The 17,259-nt window shown below is 70.3% G+C and carries 21 protein-coding genes and 2 pseudogenes; 13 read left to right on the forward strand and 10 right to left on the reverse strand.

What is annotated here, in order from left to right:
- Window positions 1–288 precede the first annotated feature (288 nt).
- On the forward strand, window positions 289–1,113 hold the full coding sequence (locus ABZW30_RS32765) for a winged helix-turn-helix domain-containing protein (protein ID WP_355674860.1): 825 nt from the start codon (window positions 289–291) through the stop codon (window positions 1,111–1,113).
- A 65-nt stretch (window positions 1,114–1,178) separates the two neighbouring features.
- Here ABZW30_RS32765 and ABZW30_RS32770 read toward each other — a convergent pair whose 3' ends face one another.
- From ABZW30_RS32770 to ABZW30_RS32780, 3 genes are read right to left on the reverse strand one after another with little or no spacing between them, the layout of a single operon-like run.
- Entirely contained in the window at window positions 1,179–1,988 is an 810-nt protein-coding gene (locus ABZW30_RS32770; protein WP_355674861.1) for an alpha/beta hydrolase, read from the reverse strand.
- Window positions 1,989–2,048: 60 nt separating this feature from the next.
- Window positions 2,049–2,774 (reverse strand): hypothetical protein, encoded by a 726-nt coding sequence (locus ABZW30_RS32775; protein ID WP_355674862.1) that lies wholly within the window; start codon window positions 2,772–2,774, stop codon window positions 2,049–2,051.
- A gap of 47 nt (window positions 2,775–2,821) precedes the next feature.
- Window positions 2,822–3,235: an ATP-binding protein gene (locus tag ABZW30_RS32780; protein WP_355674863.1), complete on the reverse strand. Its 414-nt coding sequence runs from the start codon at window positions 3,233–3,235 to the stop codon at window positions 2,822–2,824.
- Between the two features lie 164 nt (window positions 3,236–3,399).
- Here ABZW30_RS32780 and ABZW30_RS32785 point away from each other — a divergent pair, with 164 nt between their 5' ends.
- The 7 genes from ABZW30_RS32785 to ABZW30_RS32815 all read left to right on the forward strand — a co-directional run bounded on the left by ABZW30_RS32785 (window position 3,400) and on the right by ABZW30_RS32815 (window position 8,522).
- Window positions 3,400–4,254: a helix-turn-helix transcriptional regulator gene (locus tag ABZW30_RS32785; RefSeq protein WP_355674864.1), complete on the forward strand. Its 855-nt coding sequence runs from the start codon at window positions 3,400–3,402 to the stop codon at window positions 4,252–4,254.
- A complete protein-coding gene (locus tag ABZW30_RS32790; RefSeq protein WP_355674865.1) occupies window positions 4,251–4,484 on the forward strand; it encodes a DUF397 domain-containing protein in 234 nt (77 codons plus the stop codon). The genes ABZW30_RS32785 and ABZW30_RS32790 overlap by 4 nt, the downstream gene beginning before the upstream one ends.
- Window positions 4,485–4,708: 224 nt before the next feature.
- Window positions 4,709–5,020 carry a hypothetical protein gene (locus ABZW30_RS32795; RefSeq protein WP_355674866.1) on the forward strand — a complete coding sequence of 104 codons (312 nt, stop codon included), beginning with the start codon at window positions 4,709–4,711 and terminating at the stop codon, window positions 5,018–5,020.
- Entirely contained in the window at window positions 4,944–5,474 is a 531-nt protein-coding gene (locus ABZW30_RS32800; RefSeq protein WP_355674867.1) for a DUF6879 family protein, read from the forward strand. The genes ABZW30_RS32795 and ABZW30_RS32800 overlap by 77 nt, the downstream gene beginning before the upstream one ends.
- 30 nt (window positions 5,475–5,504) lie before the next feature.
- Complete coding sequence (locus tag ABZW30_RS32805) at window positions 5,505–6,353, forward strand: helix-turn-helix transcriptional regulator (protein WP_355674868.1); 849 nt, start codon at window positions 5,505–5,507, stop codon at window positions 6,351–6,353.
- A gap of 292 nt (window positions 6,354–6,645) precedes the next feature.
- On the forward strand, window positions 6,646–8,100 hold the full coding sequence (locus ABZW30_RS32810; RefSeq protein WP_355674869.1) for an ASCH domain-containing protein: 1,455 nt from the start codon (window positions 6,646–6,648) through the stop codon (window positions 8,098–8,100).
- Entirely contained in the window at window positions 8,097–8,522 is a 426-nt protein-coding gene (locus tag ABZW30_RS32815; protein ID WP_355674870.1) for a low molecular weight phosphatase family protein, read from the forward strand. The genes ABZW30_RS32810 and ABZW30_RS32815 overlap by 4 nt, the downstream gene beginning before the upstream one ends.
- A 247-nt stretch (window positions 8,523–8,769) precedes the next feature.
- Here ABZW30_RS32815 and ABZW30_RS32820 read toward each other — a convergent pair whose 3' ends face one another.
- From ABZW30_RS32820 to ABZW30_RS32830, 3 genes are all read right to left on the reverse strand, one after another.
- Complete coding sequence (locus ABZW30_RS32820; protein ID WP_355674871.1) at window positions 8,770–10,269, reverse strand: hypothetical protein; 1,500 nt, start codon at window positions 10,267–10,269, stop codon at window positions 8,770–8,772.
- A 143-nt stretch (window positions 10,270–10,412) separates the two neighbouring features.
- The gene (locus ABZW30_RS32825) at window positions 10,413–10,982 is read right to left on the reverse strand and encodes a hypothetical protein (RefSeq protein WP_355674872.1); all 570 of its coding nucleotides are present in this window, start codon (window positions 10,980–10,982) and stop codon (window positions 10,413–10,415) included.
- Window positions 10,983–11,005: 23 nt separating this feature from the next.
- Window positions 11,006–11,794 (reverse strand): DUF6215 domain-containing protein, encoded by a 789-nt coding sequence (locus ABZW30_RS32830; protein WP_355674873.1) that lies wholly within the window; start codon window positions 11,792–11,794, stop codon window positions 11,006–11,008.
- Between the two features lie 108 nt (window positions 11,795–11,902).
- On the opposite strand from ABZW30_RS32830, the gene ABZW30_RS32835 reads away from it, so the two are divergent.
- Both ABZW30_RS32835 and ABZW30_RS32840 read left to right on the forward strand, forming a co-directional pair.
- The gene (locus tag ABZW30_RS32835; protein WP_355674874.1) at window positions 11,903–12,514 is read left to right on the forward strand and encodes a hypothetical protein; all 612 of its coding nucleotides are present in this window, start codon (window positions 11,903–11,905) and stop codon (window positions 12,512–12,514) included.
- A gap of 51 nt (window positions 12,515–12,565) precedes the next feature.
- Entirely contained in the window at window positions 12,566–13,072 is a 507-nt protein-coding gene (locus tag ABZW30_RS32840) for a DUF6882 domain-containing protein (RefSeq protein ID WP_355674875.1), read from the forward strand.
- Between the two features lie 129 nt (window positions 13,073–13,201).
- On the opposite strand, the pseudogene ABZW30_RS32845 reads toward ABZW30_RS32840, so the two are convergent.
- Window positions 13,202–13,273 (reverse strand): annotated as a pseudogene (locus ABZW30_RS32845) (hypothetical protein); the annotation flags it as partial.
- A 147-nt stretch (window positions 13,274–13,420) separates the two neighbouring features.
- Here ABZW30_RS32845 and ABZW30_RS32850 point away from each other — a divergent pair.
- Together ABZW30_RS32850 and ABZW30_RS32855 are read left to right on the forward strand one after the other, a co-directional pair.
- Window positions 13,421–13,612, forward strand: a complete 192-nt coding sequence (locus tag ABZW30_RS32850; protein ID WP_355674876.1) for a hypothetical protein — start codon at window positions 13,421–13,423, stop codon at window positions 13,610–13,612.
- Window positions 13,613–13,767: 155 nt separating this feature from the next.
- A complete protein-coding gene (locus ABZW30_RS32855; RefSeq protein WP_355674877.1) occupies window positions 13,768–14,400 on the forward strand; it encodes a hypothetical protein in 633 nt (210 codons plus the stop codon).
- Here ABZW30_RS32855 and ABZW30_RS32860 read toward each other — a convergent pair.
- Both ABZW30_RS32860 and ABZW30_RS32865 read right to left on the reverse strand, forming a co-directional pair.
- Window positions 14,364–14,699 carry a hypothetical protein gene (locus ABZW30_RS32860; RefSeq protein WP_355674878.1) on the reverse strand — a complete coding sequence of 112 codons (336 nt, stop codon included), beginning with the start codon at window positions 14,697–14,699 and terminating at the stop codon, window positions 14,364–14,366. The two genes, ABZW30_RS32855 and ABZW30_RS32860, sit on opposite strands and share 37 nt — an antisense overlap.
- Window positions 14,700–14,810: 111 nt before the next feature.
- Window positions 14,811–15,182: a cupin domain-containing protein gene (locus ABZW30_RS32865; RefSeq protein WP_355674879.1), complete on the reverse strand. Its 372-nt coding sequence runs from the start codon at window positions 15,180–15,182 to the stop codon at window positions 14,811–14,813.
- 214 nt (window positions 15,183–15,396) lie between these two features.
- Between ABZW30_RS32865 and ABZW30_RS32870 the strand changes: the two are divergent.
- Window positions 15,397–15,804, forward strand: a pseudogene (locus ABZW30_RS32870) (serine hydrolase domain-containing protein); the annotation flags it as partial.
- A gap of 522 nt (window positions 15,805–16,326) precedes the next feature.
- On the opposite strand, the gene ABZW30_RS32875 reads toward ABZW30_RS32870, so the two are convergent.
- A partial coding sequence (locus tag ABZW30_RS32875; protein WP_355674880.1) for a hypothetical protein occupies window positions 16,327–17,259 on the reverse strand: 933 nt, incomplete at its 5' end.

The following is a 17,259-nucleotide window of genomic DNA, read 5'->3' on the forward strand; positions in this document are numbered from 1 at the left end:
ACTTCGAACGCGAGCATTCGTGCCAGGATTCGACCAGGGTCGAAACGTCGGGTCCCGAAAGCCGAATGAACCCAGTCAGATCCGACGTCCTGACAGTCCGACAGTCCGACAGGGAGAAGGGCGCCGTGATCCGGCTCACGATCGACTCGGCCGGGCTCGCCCGCACCCGCTTCGTGGTCTCACCGCTGCACGAGGCGGTCAACACCCTGATGGCCTCCTCGCTCAACTCCCGCACCGGGCCGTACGCCTGGGTGGGACGCACCCGCCGGGTGCTGCGCCGGGAGAAGCTTGAGCTGCTGGCGGGGCTGGCCCTGGAACAGGACGGCGGCTACCTCCCCGACTTCCTCCCCCCACCCCTGGGGGCCGGACCCGACGGTCGCGGAGCAGCTGGAGGCCGTCCGCCGCACCGACCCCGAGCGGGTCCGGGCGGAGCTGGAGACCGTCCGGAACGGCATTCCCGCCGCGAACTTGCTCGGCCGTCAGGTCCCGGACACGGTGCTGCGCTCCCTGCGGCGCGGCCCGCGCTACTTCGCCGAGCGGATCGCCGACGAGCTGGGCCGGTACTGGGAGTCGGCGCTCGCGCCGTACTGGCCGGACGCCCGAGCGGTGCTGGACGCCGAGATCGACCAGCGGGGCCGCCACCTGGCTCGGTACGGCACCGGCTCGCTGTTCAACTCCCTTTCACCGCAGCTCTCCTGGGCCGACGGGCTGATCCGGCTGGAGAGCCGCTTCGAGGTGGCGCTGCCGGCCCGGATGGTGCTGCTGATGCCGACGCTGGTGAGCCGGAGGATCCACGTCATCCTGGACCCGGTGGACGGCTGCCACCGGGCGCCGACGCTGATGTACCCGCTCGCCGAGCCGCCGGCCGTCCCTCGGACCCCCACCCCGGCGCTGGCGCAGTTGCTCGGACCGACCCGGGCGGACCTGCTGGCCGCCCTGATCGATCCGGCGACCACCGCCGCCCTGGCCGCCCGGCACTTCCTGAGCGCGGGGACGGTCTCGTACCACCTGGGCGTGCTGCACCGCTCCGGCCTGGTCAGCCGGGTGCGCAGCGGCCGGGAGGTGCTGCACCGGCGGACGCCGCGCGGGGAGGAGCTGGTGGCGGCTCGATAGGGATGGCACAGCGGCAGGCGCGTGCACCGGCGCGTGCCCCCAGTTTCGCGCCCATCAGGAACGCTTCACCCCAACGCACGCGGGAGCACCACCCGCACCCATTCCTCCGGCTGCGACAGATGCGGAGCGTGACCGGCGCCCGCGAAAACGTGCCGTTCCGCCTTCGGCAGGGTGAGGTCGATCAGGTCCAGCACCTCGCCGAACATCGGCGCGCTGCCATCGCTCTGCGTGAGCAGCGCCGGGTCGGTGAACCGGGCCAGGCCGGCGAGGTCGAGGTCGAGCGCGTCCGGGTCCCGTAGCTCGTCCAGGTAGGTCGGCGCGTTGCGGATGTAGGTGTGCCGGACCGGCGCCGGCAGCTGCTCCCAGGCACCCGGGCCGAAGGTCAGGCTGTCCACGTACAGTTCGGCGGCCGCAGCGGATTCGGCCTGCTCCAGCAGCTCCCGGACGGCGGCGATCCGGTCGGCGAACGCCGTGCCGATCGGCCGCAGGTCCGGATCCGCGAGCAGGATGCCGCTGCCCGGCGGCTCGTGGACGGCGATGCCGCGCAGCAGGTCGGGCCGGGCGGCGGCAAGACGGAGCGTGACCAGCGCGCCGTAGGAGTCCCCGTAGACGAAGGCGGGCGCGAGGCCGAGCCCCTGGATCAGCCCGGCGAGGTCGGCCGCGTCCTCGTGCACCGAACCCTGAGTGAGCAGGTCCTCGCTGCGGCTGTGGCCCCGGCGGTCGTACGCGACCACGGTGGTGAACTCGGCCAGGCCCGGTATCACCCGCGCCCAGGAGTCCCCGTCGCTCCACGACCCGTGCACCAGCACCACCCCGGGGCCGTCCCCACGGGCCTCGTAGTGCAGCGACACCCCGTTCACCCTGATCTCGGCCATCACGAGCCTCCCGGCCTCGGCGGTGCTCCCCCACCAGCCTGACACAACCGCTGGGAACGCTCAGATCAGCGGGTCGAAGAGATACGGCTCCCAGTGCCCGAGCCAGGAGGACGTACCGGAAGGCAGGTCCAGGCCCTCGGTGGACTCGTCGTACGGGAGGAACGAGGTGGGCGCGAGCCAGCCCTCGCCGGGGTCGATGCGCAGGCGGAGGAGGCGCAGCGGGCGGTGGAGGGCGAGGTACATCCGCAGGTCGTCGGTGGAGGGGCGGTGGTCCTCGTAGCGGTCCCGGACACAGCGGCAGATGGACAGGATGTCGGTGTCGGCGAGGAGGAGGTAGCGGGGGCCGGGGCCGAGGTTCACGCACAGTCGCCGCCGAGCCTTTCTGCGCTCGCCGTAGAGGAGGTTCTGGTGGTTGTCGACATGGAGGCCGGGGCGCCGGCCGGACTCGGGGAGAAGGTGGGTGATGGGCTCCCCGGGCGGGTCGTCCGCGTCACCGAGGGTGACGGGGTGTGGGTCGCCGAGGGTCTCGACCATGGCGGCGAGGGTGTCGCGGTCGGTGACGGTGTCGGGGACCTTGAAGAGTTCGACGAGGCCGGTGCCGGGGGTGAAGTAGCCGGGCGCGAACCGCTCGGCGTAATCGGCGGGGAGGGGCTCCCAGGCGGTGGGGTCGGGGACGACGGCGCAGGTCTCGTAGTCGGGCTCGAAGTAGAGGCGGCGGGGGCGTCCGTAGTCGCAGCGGGCGTGCAGGGCGGCGGGGTTGCGGAAGGCGATCGCGGCGGGGTGCATGGCTGGTGACTCCCTTCATCGTTGGTTGAATTCGGCGCCTGTGAAGGTCAGTTGAGCAGGATGCGGACCCACACGCGCTTGCCCGAGCCGCGGCGGGTGATGACGCCGAAGTCGAGCGCGAGTTCGCGGACGAGTTCGACGCCCCGGCCGCCCTCGCGGAAGCGGTGCGGTTTGCGGTCCTGGAGGGGGAGGTCGAAGCGCGGGTCCCACACTTCGAGGCGGCAGTCGCCGCCGAACTCCTGGAGGTAGAGCCGGACTTCGTCGTGGCCCTGGCAGGCGTGGACCACGGCGTTGGTGACGAGCTCAGAGGTGATGAGGACGAGGTCGTCGACCTTGTCACCGGTGAAGCCCCAGGCCGACAGCTGCTCCCGGACGTGCCGACGGGCGGTACGGACCGAGGTGGCGTGGTCGGTGAGGGAGAGCTCGGAGGCGTGGAGAACGGGTGCGCTCAACGCGGACATGGGTGCCCCTTCGCTTCGACACGACGTCAGCTGCGTGTCCGTGTCGTCACGTTGAGTGTGGATGAGCTGGAATAGAATTTGCAACCCGAACGCCCCCAAAGAAGAAACAAATTAGTTGATCTTGAACGTCGCTAGACTGGACTCACACCCAAGGGAGGGCAGCGTTGGGCACAGACCCGTCAGCGATCAGGAACATCCGCCTCGGCGAGGAACTACGGCAGTGGCGGCTGGAGAACAACAAGACGCTGGCCGACGTCACCGCCGGCCTGAGAGGCTGGAATCCTGCCCGGCTGAGCAAGATCGAACGAGCCCGCCTACCAGTGAGCGCAGCCGACTTGGCCGCCTACCTGGATCACTGCGGGATCACCGGGGAAGAGCGCGCCGAGATCGAGCATCTCGCCACGGACGGTCCTTCGAAGCACTGGTGGGAAGACCACGAGTTCGCTGACACGATCGGCTCCGCATTCGCCGAGTTCCTCGGCCTGGAGGCTGATGCGACGCACATGCTCGACTACTACCTGTCCGCCTTCCCCGGCCTGCTCCAGACCGAGGACTACGCGCGTGAGGTGATCGCCGCCGGTCTCGACGGCCTCAGCGACGACCAGAGTGAAGCCGCAGCAGAGATTCGCATCCTGCGCCAGCGGCGATTGACCGAAGAACCCCGAATCAATCTGGAGGCGTATTTCGGTGAGGTCGCACTCCTGGTAGGCGGCGATCGCGACATTCTGGCTGGTCAGATCCGTCATGTCATCGAGGTGGCAAAGCAGCCGAACGTAACCCTGCGTATGGTCCCACTGAGTGCAGGACGCCAAGCCATCTTCTCTTCCGGCATCACACTGATGCACTTCTCCGGCGAAGAGAGCTTCGTCTTCGTCGAAGCCGTCGGCGGTATGCTCCCGCGTAGGTCGGGCCGCGATGTTCGACGAGCCGAACGCGCCTTTGCTCGGCTGAAGCGATGCTCGCTGTCGCCGGAGGACACCATCACCGTACTTGAGCACAAGTTGGAAGAGTTGACGTGATCAGCAAGCACGACCCCTACTCCCACGACCCCGCTGATGCCGAGTGGGTCAAGTCCCCTTTCTCCGGCGAGTCCAACGGCAACTGCGTGATCGTCGCCCGCTTCGACAACGGCGACGTCTGGCTCGGCGACGACAAGAACCCCGACCGGCCCCACCTCGCCTTCAACCAAGCCGAGTGGACCGCCTTCGTCCAGGCCATCGAAGCCCGAGACCCCCGCTTCACCGCCTGACCAGCTCTCCGGCCCTGCCCGCGCTCGCGGGCAGGGCCGCTCCCAGCGGCCGCAGCCGTCCCCGCACGGGTCCCACCAGCGAGATCACATCTACCGCTGGAGTATGAGTTGGCTGTTCGCCAGATAGCGAAACGCCGGACAAAGCAGCCTCGGACGCTGGATGCTGGTGGTCACGTCAACTCCGAGCGCAAGTACACGCAAGCTACGTGACAGGAGCGGTACCCGTGGGCCTAGAGTTCTTCGGAATCGACCCTGAGACCAACGAGGAAGGCTCGCCCACGGTCTGGGCGAATGTGGCTCAGCGTCGACTCGTCATCCAGAGCGACACCGCCACCGGGGCCGAGCTCGCGGAGGTCAGCGAGACCGAGTGGGTCGCCGGTCACAAGGTCGGCGTACCTGCCCACGAGTCCGTGATCAGCATCCCCGAGCGAATGATCCCCTTCATCAGGAAGGCTTGCGATGCAATCGAACGTGCCGGACTTCAGGACTCTGCTCCGGGAGACGAAGAAGTCGGCCGTGCATCTGGAGATGCGTGATCAGTACAGCGTCGCTGACGAAGCTGACCAGTTCGCCGCGTGGAAGGCCGGGCACCGGTACTCCTTGGAGAACCGGGCCGAGTGGTGGCATCCGTTCCATGACTTCGCGGTAGAGACCATCGCCCGTGGGGTGACCATCCGGCGTGCCCGGATCGTGTCGGAGCCAGTCACCGAGTACATCCGCTACGAGCACTCCCACACGTTCACCAACATCGCAGCCGGTGAGCAGATCCGCTGGCTTCCCCGGAGCAGGGCATTCGATCTCGCCTTGCCCGGAGCCGACTTCTGGCTGTTCGACAGTCGGATCGTGCGGTTCAACCTGTTCACCGGTGATGGCGAATGGGCTGATCCCCGGAACGTGCTGACAGAGGAACCGGCCACCGTGGAACTGTGCACGAAGGCTTTCGAGGCTGTGTGGGAACGGGCGGTGCCTCACCAGGACTTCGAGGTCTGAGTCAGCTCCGAACCACCGGGTGGACAGCACATGCCGTCGTCGCCTTCGTCCAGCGTTGTCGCAGCACGGAAGGCCATCGCTGATCAACTGGTCGAGATCCGCAAGGACGCCGGACTCAAAGGGGGTGAGCTGTCTGCCCTGTGTGGTTGGCACCCCGCCAAGACCTCTCGCATTCAGTCCGGCAAGGTCGCTCCGTCGGAAGACGACATAAGGGCCTGGTGCACTGCCTGCGGGGCTGGCGACCGGATCCCTGACCTGATCGCGGCATCCCGTGCCGCCGACTCGATGTACCAGGAGTGGAGACGCCGGAACAGCTCCGGCATGCGGCTCGCCCAAGAGAAGGTCATCAGCGACTACGAACGCACGAGGCTCTTCCGGATCTACGTGTCGAACGTGCTCCCCGGCTTCTTCCAGACCGCCGAGTACGCGACGGCGCTCATGCAGTCCATCACGGACTTCCAGGGCACTCCGAACGACGTTGCAGCGGCCGTACCGGCCCGTCTGGCAGGGGCACAGCTCATGTACAAGGGGGGACGCCGGTTCGCGGTCCTGATCGAAGAGTGGGTGTTGCGAACCAGGATCGGCAGCGTGGAGGCCATGGCCGCTCAGCTCGACCACCTGCTCACCTTGATGTCGCTGCCGTCCGTCTCTGTCGGGGTCATCCCGGCCGGCTGCCCGCGAGCCATCTGGCCCCTTGAAGCCTTCTACCTCTTCGATGATCAGCGGGTGGCGGTGGAAACCCTGACGGCGAAGGTCAACGTGCTCCAGCCCAGAGAGATCACGGACTACATCCGGGCCTTCATGGGCCTGTCCAATATGGCCGTGTATGGGGCGAAGGCAAGGGAGCTGATCGCCGCCGCCGTTGCCTCTTTGGGGTGATGCCCCGCAACAAGGCGCAAGTTTGTTGAGCGCGCTCCACCACGGTTCCTACGGTCTATCACGCACCCCCGCTGCCACGGCGAAGGAGGACAGACCGATGGCGAGACGCGCTCCCAAGCACGAGTACCGAGAGGTCGTAACCGGCCCCACTGAGTTCGAGCCGGCCCGGCTCCCCGCTGGCTGGAACACGCCGAGGCCGTGTCGTTTCGCCGCCTCCCTGCCTGAATCAGGTCGACCGGCGCTCTCTCACAACCTCACCCACCGCACCATCCCGACCCAAGGGAGGCGCACCGTGACCACGTCGACGTTGAGGTCCCCGAACACGGTCCTCGCCAACGCCGTTGAAGACGCCATCGATGTCCTGCGGCCCCGCATCCTGGCCTCGGACATCGAGAGCATCGCCTTCTCGGTGGGCACCCAGATCAACGGGCACCCCCACCTCGGCACCCACCTCGTCCAGAGCCTCGCCTTCCTGCTGGCGGAGCACGCCCGCGACGAGTTCGGTATCGACACCAGCGTGGACTTTTGCGCTCTGGACAACTCCCCGGCGGAGACCGTCAGGGCCGACGGAGGACGCTACCAGCGGGCGTACGTCCACCACTTGAGCACCAAGGAGATCACGGCGCTCATCTCCCGGCACTACCTGCCTCTGTTCGATGCCTGCCAGGCCAGGACGAACGTGCCGTACACGGTCAGCACCTACACCCAGCAGCAGGACACCCCGGCCTTCCGCGCCGAATTCCTGCGAACGTTGGAACTCCTGGACGAAATCGGTTCCTGGCTGTCCCCCAACAGCGGGAGCGCCCACATCCGGCTGCCCTGCCCCGCCTGCGGGTGGGCGGAGAAGTACGCCGACCGCACGCGACTGCTGGAGCTGGACGACGCCGGGGCCCTGTTCGAGGCCGTCTGCTTCGAACACGGCCGCTACGAGGCCGACATCACGCCCCTGGGCGGCGGCTACCTCGACCTCGCCACGCTCTACCGGAATGTCGTCAAGGAACGCGCCTACCGCCCCAACGACCGGACGCTCCACGTCATGGTCAAGGGCGGGGACTGGGCGTTCGGGTGCCAGCTCGTCGACGGCGCGCACGCGGCCCTCGGGCTGCCGGCCGGACCCTTGCCGGTCCGGATCTTCACCCCCCAGATCCTCGGCAGCGACGGCGGCAAGCTCTCGAAGAGCCTGCTCCGTGAAGCCGCCGAAGCCGGACTCGCCGAGGCCGACTCCACCCCCGCGTGGCTGTTCGACCCCTCGGCCTGGCCCGGCACCCAAGAGGACTACGTCGAAGCGCTGACCGGACTCGGCGAACTGGTGCTGAGCGACCCCAGGCACTTCTTCCGGTCCTACACCACAACCGCATTGGAAACCCTGATGAGCACCCGCCAGCCTGCAACGCACCACTCCCAGGCGAAGCGCCCCCGCAACATGCCGATCTACCGGCAGTACTACGACCTGATCGCCAGCGGCGAGAAGACGGTCGAGGTCCGCGTCGCGTACGAGTCGATGAAGCGGATCAAGGTCGGAGACCTGATCAACTTCACCTGCCGGGAGCTGAGCTGCCTGACCAAGGTCAAGCGCGTCGGCAAGTACCGCACCTTCAAGGAGATGTTCGGCACCGAGCGCGTGGAGGCCGTCAACCCCCATGCCACCGAGGCCGAACAGCTCGAAGCCATCCACGCGATCTTCCCGCCCCACAAGGAGGCACTGGGCGTGCTCACCTTCGAGATCGAGAGGGTGGACACCGCGTGAACCCGGCCCGCCGCCGCAAAGTCCTGGTGATCTGCAAGGGGAACCACTGCCGTTCCCCGATCGCCGCCCTGATCATCGCCGAGCGCTCCGCCGGGGCACTCGACGTACGGTCGGCCGGCACCCAGAACTGGCATGTCAACAAGCCCGCGCACCCGCTGATGATCGAAGCTGCAGCCGCCTTCGGCTACGACCTGACCAGCCACCGCGGCGCGCTGCTGGACGACGGCCTTCTCCACTGGGCCGACGACCTGGTCGCGGTGGACGGCGAGACCGCGCGGGCGGTCGAGGAGTTGGCCGGCCCGAACCGGCAGGTCCGCATCCTCGGCTCCGGGATCACCGACCCGTGGGGCGGACAGCCGGAGGACTTCGCCAGGGCCATCGTGGAGACCCAGAAGGCCACCGCGCACTTCTACGTCGCCTGAGCCTCTCCCTACCCCAACTCCCCAGCCATCCGCCGTCCCCGTAACGAACGGCCGGGGCACCATGCGGTAGGCCACCCGCCATCGGTAGGCAGCCATGCACAACCCGTACAACCACGACAGCGCCGACACCAACGGCCGAGTGGACCGCCTTCGTCCAGGCCATCGAAGCCCGGGACCCCCGCTTCACCGCCTGACCAGCTCTCCGGCCCTGCCCGCCGCTCGCGGGCAGGGCCGGCTCCTCGCTGGGTCAGCTCATCCCCCGCACCGGCGGCTCGTCCCGCGTCCCGTCCTCCGCCACCACCGTGAACCGCTCCCGCCCCGCCACCGACAGGTCCACCGGGTACAGCGAGGCCGTGCCGTTGACGTCCAGCTCACGGCTCTCGCGGCCGGTCGCCGCGTCGACCCGGGTCAGCTTGTCGCGGGTCATCGCCCACACCGAGGCGCCGTCCACCAGGACGCCCGTCACCTGGTCGTCCAGGCCCGCCGTCCAGCGCTTGACGCCGTCCGCCAGCGAGTACGCGACCAGCCGCCCGGTGGCCGTCCGGCTCGGGTGCTTGCCACCGCTGATGCTCACGTCGCCCGGCCGCTCGCCCGGCACGATGAACAGGTCCCCGACCACCATGCCGCCGAGCAGCGGCCGGGCGGTGAACTCGTCGAAGGCGTGCACCCCACCGAGCATCACGTCCAGGTCGTACTCGTCTCCCGAGACCGGTATCGAGGCGCGCTGCTTCCCGGACCGGTCGTAGCTGAGCACCGCGTGGGTGCCGCGCTCGGCCTGGGCGTCGACCCACACCGTGAGCGGCTCGGCCGACACCACCATGAGGTTCTTCAGCCCGCCCTCCGCCGGCAGCGAGACCCGCGACTGCTCCCGCCCGTCCCCGGGCGCCAGCGACCGCAGGACCGGCGCCGCGTTGCCGCACTGCGCGACCGTCACCACGTCCTGCTCCCCACCGGAGACTTCCAGCGGCGTGCACCCGGCGTCGGGCGCGCTGCGCCACTGCTCCCGACCGTCCGTCAGCCGCACGGCCCGCCAGCCGTCCGTGCCCTGCAGTACGGCCTGCGTCCCGGCCACCGCGACCAGGTCCGCATCGGCGGAGTCGCCGTCCCGGGCGGGCGCGTCCACCGTGGCGGTCCAGCCCTCCTTGCCGTCCGCGAGGCCCAGCGCCGTCACCACCGCGCACGGCTTGCCGTGCGGCGAGTGCCCGATCAGACCGATGCCGCCCGCTCCGATCCCCCGGCTCATCGTGCACACGGAGTCCTCGCCCGGCGGCGTCCACTGCCAGGCGACGGCCCCGCCCCCGCTGTGGTACGCCACCACCTGGTCCGGGCGGACCCGCACCACCAGGTCCCCGCTGGTCCAGCTGCCGACCGCCCGGACGGTGGACGGACGGTCCAGCGGGGCCTTCCAGGAGTCGTTGAGGCCGTCCCCCGCGAAGCAGAGGAAGATCCCCAGCCCCAGCAGGGCGCCGACGGCCACCGACGGCAGCCCGCGTTTGGGGTGGATCAGCGCCCAGACGAAACCGGCGCCGCAGGGCATCAGCCCCAGGATGCTGAGTGCGCCCATGTACGCGAGGCTGTTGCCGCCGAAGCCGTTCGCGGGGCCGAACAGTACCGCCAGGCCCAGGCTCGCGAACGTGGCCCCCAGCACTCCGCCGGAGACCACCATCCAGGTCTCCTTGCTCATGGTGAACCTGGCGCGCCACCTCGTCCGCACCCGGACGACGCTGTCCTCGGGCCCTTCGGCCATGCCGGTCTCTCCCCTGCGACGCGCCGCCCACCGCAATAGGGCGACGATCATCGGATCGTCGCAGAGCAGGACAAGATCCTAAACAAAGAGCAGGGAAAACCCCGCTCTCCCCTGCGCATGGGAGGCCCTGACCCGCGTGATCATTACGAATCGCGGCCGCGCCCGGTCTTCTCGGCAGCCGCCGACCACACCAGCCCGGCCAGCACCTCCGGAGCCAGCGCACCGTCGACCACCAGGTCGCACTCCCGCCGCAGCGGCTCGACGTGCCGCTCGTGGGCCGCCCGCCGCTGCCCGGCGTAGTTGCGCAGCAGCACCTCCAGCGGGAAGCCGCCCACGACGCACTTGCGCTGGATCTTGCGCACCAGCCGGAGGTCCGCCGCGAGGTCGACGAACACGTCGAAGCGGCGGCAGGGCCGCTGCGGGGCGACCCTGCGGGCGAACAGCCCGTCCACGATCACGACCCGGGTCTCCCCGAGCGCGGCGTCGACGTCCGCGGCGAGCCGCCCCTCGTCCACCGACCGGGGATCCCCCACGTCCAGCCTCGGCACCCCGCCCTCGTCCGGCGCCCACACTCCGCGCCCGCAGCCCGGCTCGGCGAAGTAGTAGTCGTCCCCGTGCAGCACCCGCACCGGGCCAGGGCCGGCGACTACCGCCAGTGCCCCGGCCAGCGTCGTCTTGCCCGCCCCGGCACCGCCGGTCAGCGTCACCAGCACGTCCACCACCTTGCTTCGGCCGCTCAGCCCGCTGAGCCGCCGCCCACCCAACCCTGCAGGCCGGGCAGCACCGCCTCCGCCACCCGGTAGAGGGCGGCGTCGTCGATCGGCGCGGAGTCCTTGCGCCAGATGCTGATCTCGAAGGTGCCGCCGGTCCCGTCCGGGTTCTTCGCGACGGCGAGGGAGTGGGCGTCGGAGCCGGTGCCCGTCGTGGACTTCCCGCCGCCGAGGGAGAACGAGAACGACATCGTGGGCGTCCGGTAGACCACCGCCTTGTGACCGAGCACGGGCGTGCGCGTGACCGTCGGGTCGCCGGGCCTGGCGAAGTCGTCCACCTCGACGTCCCGGTTGTCGGCGAGCTGGACGTACATGTCGCTGAACTGCACCTCCGCCGCGCCGTAGTCGTCCTTCGTCAGGCCCGGCCCGAGGGCCGCCGACAACCCGGGCTGGGCTATCAGCACCCGTTCCTTCGACACTCCCACGAGCACCGGCAGGTCGGGGCGGTTGAGCGCGGCGCACAGCGCGGGGTACTTCGGCGAGTCCGTTTCCCTCGCCGGACTGCACTTCGCCGGCCCGTCGCCCGACGTGCTGTCCCCGCCGTTCCCGGCCACCACCCAGAGCCCGGCGAACACGGCCCCCACCAGCACGACCGCCGCCGCCAGCTGCAGCCCCACCCGCGGCTCGCGGCCGCCGGTGCCGGGCTCGGCGGCCGTGTCCTCGGCGGCCGTGTTCTCGGCGGCGTCGTTCGCCGCGCCGGAAGCTGCCTCCGTGCTGGAAGCGGCCTCCACATCTCCCCCGTGATCATCAGTCACCGGCGGACCCTACACCGGTCCTTCACCTAGCCGCACCTTCATATCCCCATATCCCGGGCGCCCGAACCGATTGCCCGATGCTTCTGCCGCTGACTAGCGTTGCGCACCGTGCCCGTGCCGACCCCGCCCCAGCCGCTCCGCCCCGCCGACCGCCTCGCCCTCGCCGGCCTGTCGATCCCGGACGAACTCGCACCGCTGGACCCGAAGGCGGAACTCGTGACGCGCGATCTCGCCATCACCGCCTCCGAGTCGACCCCCGACCAGCGCGCCGACCTGCTCCGGCGCGCCCGCGCGCTCCCCCAGCAGCCCCGCACCGACCCCGCCCCCGCCACGCCACCGCACGAGCAGTACCTGCCCGGTCTCGGCGGTGCCCTCCTTCGGATGGCCGCCAACCGCAACCTCCGCTGGATGAGCGTCGCCCGACTGCTCCACACCACCCGCGGCCTGTACGTCGCCGCCTCCACCATCGGCGGCATCGGCCACGACCGGGTGCCACTGAGCCTTCCTCTCCTCGCCGACTTCTCCGCCCTCCTCGACGTCCCCCTCGCCACCCTCACCGCCCTCGCCGGGCTGGTGCCCGAGACCGACTCCCTCCCCCCGCGCGTCCACCCCCCGCACCCCGCCACCCCCGACATCGCCGCCCTTCTCCCCGAACTCGCCCGTCTCACCGCCGACCAGGTCCGCGAGCTCGCCGCCTCGGCGGGCCTGCGCGTCCGCTGAGCGGCAGGAGCACCCTGAGCTGCCGAAATCGGCGCTGGCACACTTCACCCCATGGAAAGCACCACTCCTCAGTCCGACCTCGCCACGCTGCTCCTCCAGGGCGAGCAGATGATCGACCGGCTGGCCGAGGCCCACACCACCTGGGGCCTCGGCACCGCCGACCGCTGGGGCCTGGACCAGCGCACCGGCCTGATCACCTGGACCTTCCCCGACCGCACCGCGACCGCACCTGCCCAGATCATCGCGACCTGGAGCCCCGGCTCGGCCTCCTGGCTCTGGGCCTGGGCGAACCCCAGCATCCTGACCGCGCTGAGCCGCGACGCGGACGGCGTCCGCGACTGGGCCGAGGCCAACGGCCACGCCGCCCTCGCCGAGCCCGAGGTCGAGGCGAACGAGCAGCTGGCGGCCACCCTCGCCACCCTCGCCGTCCGGATCACCAAGGCCACCGGCTTCTACCGTGCCCCCGGCGCCACCTCGACCACGTTCATCACCTTCGGCCCGGTCACCCTCACCGGCCAGGACGGCGGCACCTCGACCTTCACTGTCGAGATCGGCTGACACCCGGGCCTTCAACGGGCCGACATCGCCCCTCACGCGGCACCTGACGGGCTCCCCGCCCGGCACCCGGTTCCCGTGCAGCCCCATCGGCACCCGCACCGGCAGGCGGAGCCGGGCGCCCGGTTCCCCGCCGAAGTCCCGGGCCGCCAGGGTCATCATCAGGTCCGTCGACCCACGGGACGGGTTGACGACGTACGCCATCACGTACCCGTCGTTCTCCGCCGTGGTTCTCCGCCGTGGTTCTCCGCCGTCGGCGACTCGGCGGGGACGAACGCCCCCTCCCCCACCGCCCCGTCGCACCCGGACTCATGCGCCTCGACCGCCCCCGGCCGCCCGCACGGCCTCGCCGTGCACCTGCTGCGCTACCGCTACAGCCACTACGAGGTGCCCGGTGGCAGCCACTACCCGGTCCGGCAGAGCGCCGACATCAGCACGCCGACCACGGACTTCACGCTCGCCGCGCTGGGGGCCGAGGCCGCGCCGCTCGCGACGGGGGCGGCCTGCACCCGACTGCCGAGCCGGGTGCGGCCGGGGCCCTAACTCCCGCGCTGGCCCTGCCGATCGGCAGGGCCTCCCCGCGAACTCGGTGATCGCTTTGTGCCGATCGGCACATGTGCGGAGAGGGGGTCAGCGATCAGTCTTGGAGTCACCGAGACGGCGGCCACCGGGGCCGCCGGAGAAGGGAGTCTCCACCCATGTTCCGCATCGCCCGTACCGGCCGTACGGCCCGCACCTTCCGCACCCGCGCCGCCCGCACCGCCGCGGCCGCCCTCGCGGGGCTCGCCCTCGCGGCGCTCACCGCCCCCGCCCCGGCCGTCGCGAAGGACTCCAGCGCCGTGTCCGGGCCTGCCCGGGTCACCGGCTCCGCCCGGATCCTCTACGGCATCGTGCCGAACCACGAGATCTGGTTCACCATCAACGCCGAGGGCGCGCCCCACAGCCACCCGCTGCCCAACCTGCCCACCGGCCTGCCCACCGACGCCCGGGGCACCGTCCACTTCTCCCACCGAACGGACTCCGGCGACGTCCGCGAGTCCGACGCCACGGTCGACTGCCTCGCCACCGGCGGCCCCGTCGCTACCCTGACTGCCGTGATCACCAAGTCGAACGGCATGCCGGTCGGCCAGCGCATAGGCCTGAGCATCTACGACGCCCACGGCCACGGCAAGGACCGCCTGGGCTTCTCCTGGGGCGTGGGCAACGCGGACGTGGACAAGAACGGCAACGCCTACCAGCCCGTCGTCGGCACCTGCATGGCGCTGGCCCCTTTCGCCCCCGTCATACGCGGCGGCTACACCGTCCACTCCGTCGACAGCGTCCTCGCCTGACCCTGCCCGAAGCAACTGCTCCGCTGGTGCCCGGTGTCATGGGCCGCGGTCTGCGCCAGCGCGTACTGGAGCGGCGCAGCGACGGCCGCGACCGGCAGCAGCACACAGAGCGCGGCGTGCCCCAGGCCAACCCGCAGGGCCTTCCTCCGCGCAGCGGTGACGAGCTGCCAGCATCCCCAGCAAACCGCGGCAACTCCCAACAGCAGGCCCGCCCAGGCCAGCGGCAGCACATAAACCGCTGCACCGGGGCTGTCCTGACAGCGGCTCACCACCGCCCGTACGTCCTCATCTGCCACCAACGTCGGCACGCTGCACAACCAGCCCACACACGCGAGCAAAAGCGGGCCACCGGCCCGGAACCGACGAGGAGAACCATGGTCCTCACGCATCCGCCCAACACCCATCCGAACTCACCCGACCGATGCGTCGCCGACCAGGGCGATCTCCGGCTGCTCGCCGTCCGCCAGCAGGAAGTACGCCAGGAAGGTCGCCCCCTCCACCCCGGCGTCGAAGCGCACCGGTACACCGGCCGGCTCGTGGAACACCTCACCGGGCTCCAATACGGTCTCCTCCCCGCCCTCGACCTGGAAGTGGACCGTCCCCGCCACCACACTGCCCACCACCGGCCCGTTGTGCACGTGCCACCCGGCGGCGAACCGCGGCGGCATGGCGATCCTGCGCACCTCGACCCGCGAGGTCGGCTTCGCCGGCGACACCGGCTCATCCAGCAGGATCTCGCGGGCAACGGGCAACTGATCGGGTATCACACTCGTGTTCTCCATGGCAGACCATTCTGTCCTGCGCTGCCCGTCCCGCCGACAACGGAGACCACATGGCCATCACCAAGCACAGCGCCCTCGCCTTCGCCCTCGCCGGGCTGCTCCTCGCCGCCGTCCCCACGCCCGCCCTGGCCGAGCGGACAGCCGCGACCGAGCCGCGCTAGGCGCCGCGATAGCCGCCCGACCAGGGGACCCGGCCGCCAGCGTGGTCGCCCGGGTGACGGTCGACGGGCAAACCTGGCGCGGCACCGCCGAGGATCCGGTGAGCGGGCAGCCGGTCGCGCCGAACGCCGCCTTTCGGATCGGCAACATCAACAAGACCTTCGTCACTGCCGTCCTGCTCCAACTCGCCGCTGGGCAACGGATCGACCTGGACGGCACCGTCCAGCAGCACCTGCCCGGCATCCTGCCGAAGGACTTCAAGCCGATCGCCGTCCGCCAACTCCTCGACCACACCAGCGGATTACCGCAGGCCGTCGAGGGCCCAGACGCCAAGGATCCTGACGGTCCGATCGCCCGGCGCCTCGACGTCGAGACCCTCGACCAGGTCGTCCAGCGCACCCTTCACCCGGAGGGCAAACCACCCGCCAGCCCGGTCTTCGATCCGGGCACCGCGCAGCAGTACAACAACTTCAACTACCGCCTGGCGGGCCGGATCATCGAGCAGGTGACCGGCCGCTCGATCGGGCTGAAGATCCTCCCCATCATTCTTGTTGTCGTATCTCTCTGCTCCAGCGTGGTTGACCTGGCCGTTCCGGTCCGAGCGGCGCCAAAGCGCGGTGCTGCACATGGTGAGGGCATTGGCGGACTGGACGCGTTCCACTCGCTGAGCCCGGTGCCCGCCCCATCGGTCCGGCCGGAGCATTGGGCAGCGGATGCCGGCTTCTCTGACCTACGAGATTGGAAGCGTTGCCAGGGGTTCTCGCTGTTGGAGCCCGCACGCTGGCCGTGGTCGAGCCGACAGCCCCGGGACAGCCCGGCCAGGGCCTCGACGCGCGCGATGCCGTCCTGCAGACACACCATCACGGCCTTTGGGTTGATCGACTGTCGACTTCAGCGAGAAGACACGATCACCCAAGGGCCGCCCGGCTGTCAGGCGAACGACGAACCCCACCAAGACATGATCTTGGTGGGGTTTAAGCCACGCTTAAACGCTGTAGCTGGCGGGCTTCGCCACGTTCAGCGCTTGATGATCACCGATGGTGGCTGCCGCCGTGACCGGAACCGGAGCCGCCGCCAGAGTTGCCGCCGTGACCGGAACCGGAGCCGCCGCCAGAGTTACCACCGTGAGCCGAACCGCCGCCGTGAGCAGAACCGCCACCGTTGCCGCCGTGACCGGAGCCGCCGCCGTGAGCAGAACCGCCACCGCTGCCGCCGTGACCGGAACCGGAGCCGCCGCCAGAGTTACCACCGTGAGCCGAACCGCCACCGTTACCGGGGCCACCGCCATGAGCCGAACCGCCACCATTGCCGCCGTGACCGGAACCGGAGCCGCCACCGAGACCCCCACCACCGCTGCCGGAACCCCCGCCGAGACCCCCACCACCACCGGAGCCGCCGTGAGCCGAACCGCCATTGCCAGAGCCGCCGCCGGAACCGCCGCCGGAGCCGCCACCGTTACCGGGGCCACCGCCGTGAGCAGAACCGCCACCATTGCCAGGGCCGCCGCCATGAGCCGAACCGCCACCATTGCCGCCGTGACCGGAACCGGAGCCGCCACCAGAGTTACCACCGCTGCCGGAACCGGAGCCGCCGCCGAGACCCCCACCACCACCGGAGCCGCCGTGAGCGGAACCGCCATTGCCAGAGCCGCTGCCGGAACCGCCGCCGGAGCCGCCACCGTTACCGGGGCCGCCGCCGTGAGCCGAACCGCCACCGTTACCGGGGCCACCGCCATGAGCCGAACCGCCACCATTGCCGCCGTGACCGGAACCGGAGCCGCCACCAGAGTTACCACCGCTGCCGGAACCGGAGCCGCCGCCGAGACCCCCACCACCGCTGCCGGAACCCCCGCCGAGACCCCCACCACCACCGGAGCCGCCGTGAGCCGAACCGCCATTGCCAGAGCCGCCGCCGGTAC

Source organism: Kitasatospora sp. NPDC004669 (assembly GCF_040609455.1).
Classification (GTDB): Bacteria; Actinomycetota; Actinomycetes; order Streptomycetales; family Streptomycetaceae; genus Kitasatospora.

Excerpts from the sequence above, each read along its gene's own strand:
- ABZW30_RS32805 (WP_355674868.1), top strand. The coding sequence starts at position 5,505 with ATGCCGTCGTCGCCTTCGTCCAGCGTTGTCGCAGCACGGAAGGCCATC.
- ABZW30_RS32770 (WP_355674861.1), bottom strand. The coding sequence starts at position 1,988 with ATGGCCGAGATCAGGGTGAACGGGGTGTCGCTGCACTACGAGGCCCGT.
- ABZW30_RS32775 (WP_355674862.1), bottom strand. The coding sequence starts at position 2,774 with ATGCACCCCGCCGCGATCGCCTTCCGCAACCCCGCCGCCCTGCACGCC.
- ABZW30_RS32780 (WP_355674863.1), bottom strand. The coding sequence starts at position 3,235 with ATGTCCGCGTTGAGCGCACCCGTTCTCCACGCCTCCGAGCTCTCCCTC.
- ABZW30_RS32820 (WP_355674871.1), bottom strand. The coding sequence starts at position 10,269 with ATGGCCGAAGGGCCCGAGGACAGCGTCGTCCGGGTGCGGACGAGGTGG.
- ABZW30_RS32855 (WP_355674877.1), top strand. The coding sequence starts at position 13,768 with ATGTTCCGCATCGCCCGTACCGGCCGTACGGCCCGCACCTTCCGCACC.
- ABZW30_RS32865 (WP_355674879.1), bottom strand. The coding sequence starts at position 15,182 with ATGGAGAACACGAGTGTGATACCCGATCAGTTGCCCGTTGCCCGCGAG.
- ABZW30_RS32840 (WP_355674875.1), top strand. The coding sequence starts at position 12,566 with ATGGAAAGCACCACTCCTCAGTCCGACCTCGCCACGCTGCTCCTCCAG.
- ABZW30_RS32800 (WP_355674867.1), top strand. The coding sequence starts at position 4,944 with ATGCAATCGAACGTGCCGGACTTCAGGACTCTGCTCCGGGAGACGAAG.